Annotated in this window: 13 protein-coding genes; 8 read left to right on the top strand and 5 right to left on the bottom strand. The window is 66.7% G+C overall.

Annotated features, from left to right (window positions below):
- Positions 1-4: 4 nt before the first annotated feature.
- Positions 5-955, bottom strand: a complete 951-nt coding sequence (locus BLR29_RS08565) for a phosphate acetyltransferase (RefSeq protein ID WP_092136206.1) — start codon at positions 953-955, stop codon at positions 5-7.
- A 275-nt stretch (positions 956-1,230) separates the two neighbouring features.
- Here BLR29_RS08565 and BLR29_RS08570 point away from each other — a divergent pair, with 275 nt between their 5' ends.
- The 6 genes from BLR29_RS08570 (at position 1,231) to BLR29_RS08595 (ending at position 6,763) form a co-directional block, all read left to right on the top strand.
- Positions 1,231-3,483: a DUF3141 domain-containing protein gene (locus BLR29_RS08570; RefSeq protein WP_092136207.1), complete on the top strand. Its 2,253-nt coding sequence runs from the start codon at positions 1,231-1,233 to the stop codon at positions 3,481-3,483.
- A gap of 33 nt (positions 3,484-3,516) precedes the next feature.
- The gene (gene fabI / locus BLR29_RS08575; RefSeq protein WP_092136209.1) at positions 3,517-4,296 is read left to right on the top strand and encodes an enoyl-ACP reductase FabI; all 780 of its coding nucleotides are present in this window, start codon (positions 3,517-3,519) and stop codon (positions 4,294-4,296) included.
- Positions 4,297-4,414: 118 nt separating this feature from the next.
- Positions 4,415-4,657: an RNA recognition motif domain-containing protein gene (locus BLR29_RS08580; protein ID WP_092136211.1), complete on the top strand. Its 243-nt coding sequence runs from the start codon at positions 4,415-4,417 to the stop codon at positions 4,655-4,657.
- Positions 4,658-4,724: 67 nt separating this feature from the next.
- Positions 4,725-5,531 (top strand): TOBE domain-containing protein, encoded by an 807-nt coding sequence (locus tag BLR29_RS08585; protein WP_092136213.1) that lies wholly within the window; start codon positions 4,725-4,727, stop codon positions 5,529-5,531.
- 105 nt (positions 5,532-5,636) lie between these two features.
- A complete protein-coding gene (locus BLR29_RS08590) occupies positions 5,637-6,245 on the top strand; it encodes a LysE/ArgO family amino acid transporter (protein ID WP_092136215.1) in 609 nt (202 codons plus the stop codon).
- A 5-nt stretch (positions 6,246-6,250) separates the two neighbouring features.
- Positions 6,251-6,763, top strand: a complete 513-nt coding sequence (locus BLR29_RS08595; protein ID WP_092136216.1) for a class IV adenylate cyclase — start codon at positions 6,251-6,253, stop codon at positions 6,761-6,763.
- On the opposite strand, the gene BLR29_RS08600 is transcribed toward BLR29_RS08595, so the two are convergent.
- The 3 genes from BLR29_RS08600 to modA all read right to left on the bottom strand — a co-directional run bounded on the left by BLR29_RS08600 (position 6,760) and on the right by modA (position 9,069).
- Positions 6,760-7,482, bottom strand: a complete 723-nt coding sequence (locus BLR29_RS08600) for an ATP-binding cassette domain-containing protein (RefSeq protein WP_092136218.1) — start codon at positions 7,480-7,482, stop codon at positions 6,760-6,762. The genes BLR29_RS08595 and BLR29_RS08600 overlap by 4 nt on opposite strands.
- A 7-nt stretch (positions 7,483-7,489) precedes the next feature.
- On the bottom strand, positions 7,490-8,206 hold the full coding sequence (gene modB / locus BLR29_RS08605) for a molybdate ABC transporter permease subunit (protein ID WP_092136220.1): 717 nt from the start codon (positions 8,204-8,206) through the stop codon (positions 7,490-7,492).
- Between the two features lie 86 nt (positions 8,207-8,292).
- Positions 8,293-9,069 carry a molybdate ABC transporter substrate-binding protein gene (gene modA, locus BLR29_RS08610; protein WP_092136221.1) on the bottom strand — a complete coding sequence of 259 codons (777 nt, stop codon included), beginning with the start codon at positions 9,067-9,069 and terminating at the stop codon, positions 8,293-8,295.
- A gap of 320 nt (positions 9,070-9,389) precedes the next feature.
- On the opposite strand from modA, the gene BLR29_RS08615 reads away from it, so the two are divergent.
- Positions 9,390-9,665, top strand: a complete 276-nt coding sequence (locus tag BLR29_RS08615; RefSeq protein ID WP_092136223.1) for a hypothetical protein — start codon at positions 9,390-9,392, stop codon at positions 9,663-9,665.
- 46 nt (positions 9,666-9,711) lie between these two features.
- On the top strand, positions 9,712-10,269 hold the full coding sequence (locus BLR29_RS08620; protein ID WP_092136224.1) for a nucleoside 2-deoxyribosyltransferase: 558 nt from the start codon (positions 9,712-9,714) through the stop codon (positions 10,267-10,269).
- A gap of 15 nt (positions 10,270-10,284) precedes the next feature.
- On the opposite strand, the gene BLR29_RS08625 is transcribed toward BLR29_RS08620, so the two are convergent.
- Positions 10,285-10,875, bottom strand: a complete 591-nt coding sequence (locus BLR29_RS08625; RefSeq protein ID WP_092136696.1) for a PqiC family protein — start codon at positions 10,873-10,875, stop codon at positions 10,285-10,287.
- Positions 10,876-10,897: the final 22 nt, after the last annotated feature.

Here is a 10,897-nt window from a genome sequence, read left to right on the forward strand (position 1 = left end):
CGGTTCAGGCCTTGACCGCGGCGTCGCCCGCGGTACGGCGCGCATGCGCGAGCAGGACCGCGATGGCACAGCTGCCGATGCGAGCGCGCACGCTGTCGGCACGGCTCGTCAGGATGATCGGCACGCGCGCGCCAAGCACGATGCCGGCCGACTCCGCGCCCGCGAGGAAGGTCAGTTGCTTGGCCAGCATGTTGCCCGCTTCCAGGTCCGGGACCAGCAGGATGTCGGGGTCGCCGGCGACTTCGGAGCGGATGCCCTTGGTGTCCGCCGCCGCCCTGCTGATGGCGTTGTCGAACGCCAGCGGGCCGTCGAGGATGCCGCCCTCGATCTGGCCGCGCAGGCTCATCATGCAGAGCGCGGCGGCGTCGATGGTCGACGGGATCTTGTCGGTGACTGTTTCCACTGCGGAAAGGATCGCCACCTTGGGCCGTTCGACGCCAAGCACGCGCACGAGGTCGATCGCATTGCGGACGATGTCCGCCTTTTCGTTCAGCGTGGGGAAGATGTTGACCGCGGCGTCGGTGATGAACAGTGGCTTGTGGTAGTTCGGCACGTCCATCGCGAATACATGCGAGAGGCGCCGGCCGGTGCGCAGGCCACTGGACCCGCTGGCTACCGCGTGCAGCAGCTCGTCGCTGTGCAGACTACCCTTCATGAGCAGTTCGGCCTCGCCGTTCCGCACGGCCTCCACGGCGCGCAACGCGGCGGCATGACTGTGCGGGGCGTCTATGATGGGTGTGTCGCCCAGTGGCAGCCCGTGTTCCTGCGCGATCTGCCGGATGCGGACCTCGGGCCCGATCAGCAGCGGCGCGATCAGGCCAAGCCGGGCCGCTTCCAGCGCGCCGTCGAGCGACGAATAATCGCAAGGGTGCGCCACGGCGGTGGGAATCGGCGGCAGGCCCTCGCAGCGGGCCAGCAGCCTGGCGTACTTGTCGGTGGACGATGGTGTGAGCATTGGCAGCGTTCCCTGGAACCGAAAACCTTCTGAAGGGCAGGCATCCTGAGGGCCACGGATGCTGCATTGCGCAAACGTCTGGGGCAAGTATAGGCCAATGTACAGCGCACGGCGATGACACGTGAACGTCATGTCTGGCACAGAGACTGCAATATTCCATTCCGTCGGTTGTCAGTGCCGGCGCAGGCTGATAGATTTTATGTGTTGCGTTGCAGCAGGCAACCGCGCCGCTGCGACTATCTGACGAGTCTGACCTCTCGGAGGGGAGAACCGGAATGAACGCACGCCAACCCGTGACCGGCATCCAGCCGGCCGACCAAGCCTCGCCCGCCACACCCGAATCCACCCCCATGCCGCCATCTCCACTTGCGCTGCCGCAGGCAGCCTGGGAATACGGCGTGGATTCCTGGCAGCGCGCGATCCTTTTCCTCGACATCCTGCGTCGCCGCGGCAACGAGTCCGCCGAACATGAGCGCGGCGGCATGCCACCCGTGCTGGTCTTCGACTACGAAGTGCTGATCGATGGCCGCAACCTGCCCAAGCCCGTCAACTACGCGCTGCTGCGCATTGTCCCGCCAGAGGCGCACCCGACGGATCCGGAGAAACGCCCGTTCGTCGTCATGGACCCGCGCGCGGGTCACGGACCCGGCATCGGCGGCTTCAAGGCGGACAGCGAGATCGGCAATGCCATCCGCAGCGGACACCCGTGCTACTTCATCACGTTCTATCGCGATCCCTGCCCGGAACAGACCATCGAGGATGTGGCCCGCACGGAAGGAAGTTTCCTACGCGCGGTGGCCGAGCGACATCCCGATGCACCGGGCAAGCCATTCGTCGTGGGCAATTGTCAGGCGGGCTGGGCCTTGCTGATGCTGGCGGCCGCGGCGCCCGACGTGACCGGGCCGATCCTGCTGGCCGGCGCCCCGGTGGCGTACTGGTCTGGCGTACGCGGACGCAACCCGATGCGCTACAGCGGCGGATTGCTCGGTGGCTCATGGCTGGCTTCGCTGACGGCGGACCTCGGCAACGGGCGATTCGACGGCGCCTGGCTCGTGCAGAACTTCGAGAGCCTCAATCCCGCGAATTCGCTGTGGGAAAAGCTCTACAACGTCTACGCCAAGGCCGATACCGAGGGGCCGCGTTTCCTCGAATTCGAGCGCTGGTGGGGCGGACATTTCCTGATGAACCGCGCGGAGATCGACTGGATCGTCCAGAACCTCTTCGTCGGCAATCACCTGGCCGCGGGCGATGTGCACAGCGCCGATGGCAAGACCGTGGTCGATTTGCGCAACCTGCGCTCGCCGGTGATCGTGTTTGCCTCCTGGGGGGACAACATCACGCCGCCGCAACAGGCGTTGAACTGGATTCCGGACCTGTATGAGAGCGTCGACGACATCGTGGCCAACGAGCAGACCATCGTCTACTGCCTGCACCCGTCGATTGGTCACCTCGGCATCTTTGTCTCGGCCAGCGTGGCCAACCGCGAACACACGGAACTCTTCTGCGCGCTGGACCTGATCGACGTGCTGCCGCCCGGCCTGTACGAAGCGAAGATCGAGGACGTGGCGCCGGGCACCTCGCACCTGGACCTGATCGAAGGCCGCTATCTCGTGCGCTTCGAGCGACGGACGATCGACGACATTTTGGCGCTCGATGACGGACGCGACGACGAGAAACCGTTCGAGGTCGTGCGCCGCGTGGCCGAGATCAATCAGCACCTGTACGACACGTTCGCCTCGCCGCTGGTGCGGGCGGCCTCCACCGAGGCCTCCGCGCAGGCCATGCGCGAGATGCACCCTGCGCGGCTGGAGCGGACGCTGGCCAGCGATGTCAATCCGTGGATGGCGTGGATCGGCGCCATGGCACCGGCCGTGCGCGACGCGCGCCAACCGGTCGATGACGACAACCCGTTCCTGGCGATGGAGCGCGTCATGTCCGACCATATCGTGCGCTCGCTGAACCAGTACCGCGACGTACGGGACGCCTGGCAGGAACAATTTTTCGAGTCGCTCTACGCCACGCCCTGGATGGCGGCGATGCTGGGCATGGAGGCCGCGACCGGGCGTGCGGAATCTCCCGCCGTCACCGCCCTGCGCAAGGAAGTGGCCGACCTGCGCCGGCGCGAGGCGCGGGCGCAAATCGGCGAGGGCACTTCGCTCGACGCGTTCCTGAGGATCCTCGCGTATGTCACGCAAAACCGGTCCGCCATCGAGGAGCGTCCGTTCAACCTGCTGCGCAAGCTGGCGCGCGAAAATCCGCCGGACAAGCGCGTCAGCCTGGCCGATTTCAAGAACGCCGTCCGCCGCCAGAGCTATGTGGTGACCCTGGACCCCGAGGCGGCCTTGCAGTCGCTGCCGCAACTGGTGCCTGACATGAAGGAGCGCCGCCGCATCATGGTGCTGGCACACCGCGTGCTGACCGTGCGCGGCCCGCTGGAGACCGACTGGCTCGCGCGCTACCGCGAGGTGGCCGACGTGCTGGGCACCGACCACAGCCGCGCCGCACGTGGCGAGGAAGACGAAGCCTGACTCCATATTTCCGCCATCGAGGAGGAGCATCCCATGGTGCAGGTACCCAACCCGCCGCTCGCCGGCGCCCGTGTGCTGGTGGTCGGCGTGGCCAATGCAGAATCGATTGCGTGGGGTTGCGCGCGCGCATTCCGCGAACTGGGCGCCGACCTGGCGTTGACCTACCTCAACGACAAGGCGTTGCCACATGTAGCGCCGCTCGCCGAACAGGTCGGCGCGCCAATTCTGATGCCGCTGAACGTCGAGGACGATGCGCAGATGGACGCGCTGTTCGCGCGCATCGCGGAGGAGTGGGGGCGTCTCGATGCCGTCGTGCATTCGGTGGCATTCGCGCCCAAGGCGGACCTGCAAGGCGGCCTGCTGAATTCGTCGGCGGGCGGCTTCGCGCGCGCAATGGATGTGTCGTGCCATTCGTTCATCCGCATGGCGCGCCGCGCGGTGCCGCTGATGTCGGATGGTGGCACGCTGTTTGCGATGAGCTATGACGGCGCCAACCGCGTGGTGCCCAACTACAACCTGATGGGGCCCGTGAAGGCGGCGTTGGAGGCGAGTTGCCGCTACCTGGCGCACGAACTCGGCCCGCAAGGCATTCGCGTGCACGCGATCTCGCCGGGGCCGCTGAAGACGCGCGCGGCATCGGGTCTCAAGGACTTCGACCATCTGTTGGCGGAGGCCGCGGGCCGCGCGCCGCTGGGCGAGCTGGTCGACATCATGGACGTCGGCTTTGCCACGGCCTACCTGGCTACCCCGTACGCTCGCCGGCTATCGGGCAATACGGTGTACGTGGATGGTGGCGTGCACATCATGGCCTGAATCGAAATACATCATTGCTGCGACGCATACCGCGACGCGGCCTACAATATTCGCATGGCCGGCGCGGCGACGCATGGTGCGCCACGGCAGGTTCCGGCCGCATCCAGGAGAGGCTGCAATGCAGGTACTGATCCGCGGGCTGCATCGTGATGTGACCGAGGAAATGCTGCGGGACAAGCTGAAAGACTACGCACCGGTGAATTCCGTGGAGATCGTGCGGGAGGGTGACCCCGATCATCCGTGGGCGTGGGTGGATCTGGCGATCGACCCGTTCACCGCGTGGCGCCTGCTGCGTCAGTTCGACAAGCAGTACTTCGCTGGCAGCGTCATGCGCTGGTATATCCCGGCGCACCAGAGTTAGCGGCGCCATCGGGCTGGCGGCGATTCGCATTACCATAGCCGTTCATCCGACTCTTCCTCATTCGCTCATGCTCGAACTCGAAGGCGCCATCTGGTTTCGCGCCGGTGCCCAGGACTGGGGCGGCAAGGACCGCATCGCATTGCTGGCCGCCATTGGCGAGCACGGATCGATTACTGCCGCGGCGCGCGCGGTCGGCATCAGCTACAAGGCCGCCTGGGATGCCATCGACGCGATGAACAACAGTGCGGGCGAGCCGCTGGTCGTGCGCGCGGCGGGCGGCAAGGGCGGCGGCGGTACGCGCCTGACCGACCGGGCCGAACGGCTGATCCGCACCTATCGCGCGATGGCGGAGGAGCACCAGCGCTTCGTCGCATGGCTCGGCAAGGTGGGCAGTACGCTGTCCGATGCGGATGCCGACGATATTCACCTGATGAAACGATTCATGATCCAGACCAGTGCGCGCAACAAGTTGTTCGGCCGGGTGGAGTCCGTGCGTGGCGGCGCGGTCAATGACGAGATCACGCTGGTGCTGCCCGGTGGCCAGCGCATCGTCTCCACGATCACGCATGAGAGCGTGGAGACGCTGGGCCTGATGGCCGGCGCCGAGGCTTTCGCGCTCGTCAAGGCCTCGTCCGTGATGATTGGCCTGCCGGACCCCGGCGTGCGACTTTCCGCGCGCAACCAGTTGCCGGGCGTGGTGTCGCGCGTGGTTCCCGGGGCTGTCAATGCGGAAGTCGTGCTGGACCTCGATGGCGGTGGCACCGTGGCGGCCATCATCACGAACACGGCGCTGACGGACCTCGGGCTGGCCGAAGGCATGCAGGCACTGGCTATCTTCAAAGCCTCGAGCGTGATCCTCGGGACGATGGCCTGAGGACCGTGGCTCGCCGGAGCCGCGTGTAGAATGACCGGACTTCGGGCGCCTTGCGGGCGCCCGTTTCCTTTTCACCTTTCACCTTTCGCCTGGCTTGCCTCACTCATGCACGCTGCCATCGCCGGCTTCAGCCTCGGGCTGTCGCTGATTCTTGCCATCGGCTCCCAGAACGCCTTCGTGCTGCGCCAGGGTCTGCGCCGCGAGCATGTGTTCTGGGTCTGCCTGATCTGCGCGGCGTCGGATGCCGCGTTGATTTTCATGGGCGTATCCGGATTTGCCGTGATGATTCGCAAGCTGCCGTGGCTTGGCGATGCGATGCGTTACGGCGGCGCCGCATTCCTCATCTGGTACGGCGCGCGCAGCCTGTGGACGGCCTGGCGATCCCACGCCGCACTCGCGCCGGCCGACGCCGAATCGCGCCCGCTGGTCGCCACGCTCGCGATCTGCCTGGCCTTTACCTGGCTGAATCCGCATGTCTGGCTCGATACCGTGGTGCTGATCGGCTCCGTCTCCACGCAGTTCGCGGGCCATGAGCTGGCGTTCGCGACGGGCGCGATGACCGCGTCATTCCTGTTTTTCTTCTCGCTCGGCTATGGTGCGGCGCTGCTGCGGCCGGTGTTTGCGCGGCCCCGCGCGTGGCAGGTGCTCGAGGTGATCGTCGGCTTGACCATGTGGGTCATCGCCGCCAGGCTCCTCATGGATGGAGGTCAGTAGGGATCATGGCAAGGAACGTTGAAATCAAGGCGCGTATCGTCAGCATCGAGGCCCTGCTGCCGCGCGCGGCGGCGCTGGCGAACCACGGTCCGGAACGGATCGAGCAGGACGATACCTTCTTCACCTGTCCAAACGGACGGCTCAAGCTGCGCGCTTTCCACGCTGGCAGCGGCCAGCTGATCTTCTATGCCCGGCCCGACCAGGCTGGCCCCAAGGAGAGCTTCTATATCCTCTCGCCCACGGCATCGCCGGATACGTTGCGTGCCGCGCTGAGTGCGGCGCACGGCGAAACCGGCCGCGTACGCAAGGTCCGCACGCTGTTCCTGGTGGGACGCACGCGTGTGCACCTGGACCGCGTGGAAGGGCTCGGGGATTTTCTCGAACTGGAAGTGGTGCTGGCCGATGGCGAGCCGGTCGAGCATGGCGTGGCCGAAGCGCATGCGCTGATGGCCAGCCTTGGCGTGGATGCCGGCGCCCTGATCGAAGGCGCCTACGTGGACTTGCTGCGCGCGGCCTAGACCGCGTGCAGTGGCAGCGGGGCGTAGACCGGCGGATGCTGGCTGGCGCGGCCGCTGCCGTAGATGCGGCCGTCGCGGATTTCCAGCACATGGTCGCCCAGTACTTCCACATCTTCCGGGTCGTGCGAGATGACCACCATCGGCACGTCCAGGCTTTCCTGCAGCGCGCGCAGCTCCGCGCGCATGCGAACGCGCAGCGCCGGATCCAGCGCGGAGAACGGCTCGTCCAGCAGCACGATATCGGGCCGCGCCACCAGTGCGCGCGCCAGCGCCACACGCTGCTTCTGTCCGCCCGAGATCTGCGCGGGATACTGGCTCACGATGTCGCGTAATCCGAAGGCGTCGATCCAGCGAGCCGCCTCGGGCGGCATCGCCTGGCGTGCGGGATTGCGCCAGCCCCTGCTCAGTCCGAAGGCGATGTTCTGTGCCACGGTCAGATGCGGAAACAGCGCGTAGTCCTGGAACAGATAGGCCACGCGACGCTCCTGCGGGCGCACGTCGATGCCGGTCTCGCTGTCGAACAAGATACGGCCGTTGAGCACAATGCGCCCGCTGTCCGGCGCGAGCAACCCGGCGATGGCGCGCAGCGTCAGGCTTTTGCCAGCGCCGGACGGGCCGAACAGCGCAACCCGCCGGCTATCGGAATCGAACGCAATATCCAGTGCAAACTGCCGGTCGGCCGAAGTCATGCGCTTGCGGATGGTGACGTGCATGCTCATGGTGCGCTCACTTCGTAACCGGGTCGCGGCGGAACGCGCGACGCTCGTAGACTTCGCCGACCCCGCGCGCGGTGGGCGGCACCAGCCGGCCCGCCACCACCAGCAACACGATGCAGGTGACGGACGTCACCAGCACGAGCAGGTTGGCGGTGTTGTCGTCACCGGCCTGCACGGCCTCGTAGATGGCGACGGACAACGTCTGCGTACGGCCGGGCAGGTTGCCCGCGATCATCAGCGTGGCACCGAATTCCCCCAGCGCCCGCGCAAAGGCCAGCAGCACGCCCGCCACGATGCCGCGGGCCGCCAGTGGCAGCGTGATGCGGAAGAAGATGCCGACTTCCGATACGCCCAGCACGCGCGCGGCGTTCTCCAGTTGATGATCCACGCCCTCGAATGCGGCGCGCGCCGACTTGAGCACCAGCGGAAACGCCACCACCGTGGACGCCAGCACGGCGCCCTGCCAGGTGAAGACCAGCGTGATGCCGACACTCTCCAGCCAGGCGCCAAACACGCCACGGCGGCCCACCAGCACCAGCAGGTAATAGCCGAGCACGGTGGGTGGCAGGACGAGGGGAAGGGTGAGGATGGCGTCGACGACGTCGCGCGCCGACGACCGCCAGCGCGCGATGCCGTAGGCCGCGGCCACGCCGAGGACGGTGTTCAGCAGCGTGGCCCAGCCCGCTACCTTGAGCGAGAGCAGCAGGGGGACCCAGACGGCATCCATGGCAATTCCGGCAATCAGGTGAGTTGACAGCCGGCGCCCGGGTCAGCGGGCGCGCGGCAAGACTTTCGATCGATCCTTTCGATCGGTCAGGGCTTCTGGAAGCCGTACTTCGACAACACCGCCTGGCCTTCAGGCGACAGCACGTACTGCACGAAGCTGTTGGCCTGCGGACCCTGCTTCGTCTGCGCCGTCACGGCGATCGGATAGGTCACCGGCGTGCGGTTGGGCACGCGGACGGCCACCTTGACCTTGTCCGGCATGATCGCGGCATCGGTGGCGAACACGAAGCCGGCATCGACTTCGCCGCGCGCCACATAGTCCAGGCTCTGGCGCACGTTCTGCGCCGGCACGCCCTTGGCGGCTACGGCATCCCACAGGCCTTCGGCCTCGAGCGCGCCCTTGGTATAGCGGCCCACCGGCACCGACGACGGGTTGCCATACGCCACGCGCCTGACGTCCGCCTTGGTCAGGTCCTTCAGCGTGCCGATGCCCAGCTTGCTGTCGTTCGGGACGATCAGCACCACCTGGTTGGCGGCAAAGTCCTTGCGCGTGGCCGGTTGCACGACCTTCTCGGCCTCCGCCTTGTTCATGGCTTCCTGGTCGGCGGACGCGAACACGTCGGCCGGGGCGCCCTTGACGATCTGCTGCATCAGCACGTCCGACGCGCCGAAGTTCAGGATCACCTTGGTATCCGGATGCACCTTCTCGTATTGCTCGGCCAGCGTCTTGAAGGCGTTGGTCAGGCTGGCGGCGGCCGATACGATGAGATCCGCGGCGAACGCGGACGGCGCGGCGAAGGTCAGGACGGCGAGGGCGGCGCCGCAGACGGTGCGACGCAAAAAGGGCAGCGAACGTTGGGTCATGGCTTGGAGAAGGGGTGGAGTGAAATGCACACGCAACAATGCGCAATATAAGTTGGTATATAGCGAACCGTCAATCGCCCGGACGGATAAGGTCTTTCAGCAGATCGACACCGCTTTCGATCTTGATTTGTGATATTTACGCCGCTTTTTGCTGGGTCGTTTTCCGTGGCACCGTGGGGTGTGACTGGCCTCGATCGCAGGGCAGTCATGCCCCTGACACCGTATTGCCACTTTCCTGCCATCGCGGATTCGCATAATCGGCCGGTTGACCCAGGCGCCACTGACCTGAGCCTTTGATCCCGCACCTAACGAATCCCACGATGACGACGTCAGCCAGTTTCCCCGTCAGGATTGCCAGCCGATCGCCGCGCCGGCGCATCCATCCGCTGTTCGTGGCTGCCACGCTTGCCATCACGGTGGCCACGGCCGGCGTGGCGGGCGCCGCCGTGTGGCGACACCAGACCGGCACACGCCATGCGGAACTGGCGCAGCCGTCGCGCGACGGGTCGGATCGCGCACGCCCGGCCGATACCGAGCACGCAATAGCTGCAGCACCCGGCGCCCAATTACGGCCTGTCTCAAGCGCGGCGCACTGAGGTAAGCTGGCATCCGGTTCCCCCGGATGCCCTTTCCCTACGCGTCATGAAAACGATCTACCTCGCCGGTTTCGATGTGTTTCGCAAGGATGCGCTCGCCTACGGGGCGCAACTCAAGGCGCTGTGTGCGGCGCATGGTTACGAGGGGCTCTACCCACTCGACAAGTCCGCGCCGCCGGGACTGTCCGGCCCGGATACCGCGCAGTGGATCTATGAGGCCAACGTCGCGCTGATTCGCCGCGCGGACATCGTGATGGCCAACCTTGACGATTTCCGCGGCCCTGGCGAGCCGGACAGCGGCACGGCCTTTGAGGTCGGGTTTGCGGTGGCGCTGCAAAAGACGGTGTGGGGCTATTCCGCCGACGCGGGCACCTTGCTTGACCGCGTGCGCGCCGGTGCCGGCACGGATGCCGACGGCGACGTGCTCGACGCCCGGGGCTACGTGGTGGAGAACTTTGGCTTGTCGAAGAACCTGATGCTGGCGTGCAGCGTGCGGATGGTGGCGGGCGGCCCTGCGGAGTGTCTGGCCGCGATGGCCGAGGCGGACCGTCGTCGCGCCGCGCGTCGCGCGCTGGCGCTGGAAGCCGCCGGCCCCGAAGACTGACTTGCCGGCGTGCCGCTAGCGGCGTAGCGACCGCACGCCCGCCGCGATGTCGGCCGCGGTCGTCGCCACGATCTGGCGATATGCGCTCACCATGCCGTCGACCTGTCCCGGTGCGGGCAGTTCGGCTTGCGTACGTCCGGTGAGTACCTTGCCGTCTGGCAGGCGGCGCACGGTCCAGGCGATCGTGGCACCGGCGCGCTGGTTCAGGTCGGCATCGAGCTGCACGACCTCCGTCGTCACGCGAAACACGGGCTCCACGCCCGACAATCCCTGCTGGTAAGTATCCACGGCGCCCAGGTTGGCCTGCAGCTGCTGCGAGAGCGCATCGCGCAGTTCATCCGGCAATGGCGACGTCCAGCGCGACAGGTCCAGCAACTTCACGCCCCCGGCGGTGCCATCGGCCACGACGAGCTGTTGCCGGTTCAGGCGTTCGGGCACGCGCACGGGCGCCACCTCGATCCAGACGGGGTTTGCCGCCGGTGCCAGCGCAGCGGTTTGCGCGGGGATATTGGCGGTCTCCGGACCGGTGGCCAGCGTGTAGTAGCGGGGCTCCGGAGAGGCGCAGCCCGCCGTCAGGAAGGTCAGGACGGCCAGGGCCGCCAGCATTGACACGGCCGCTGGCCGCGCG

Origin of the sequence: Cupriavidus sp. YR651 (assembly GCF_900101625.1) — a bacterium.
Classification (GTDB): Bacteria; Pseudomonadota; Gammaproteobacteria; order Burkholderiales; family Burkholderiaceae; genus Cupriavidus.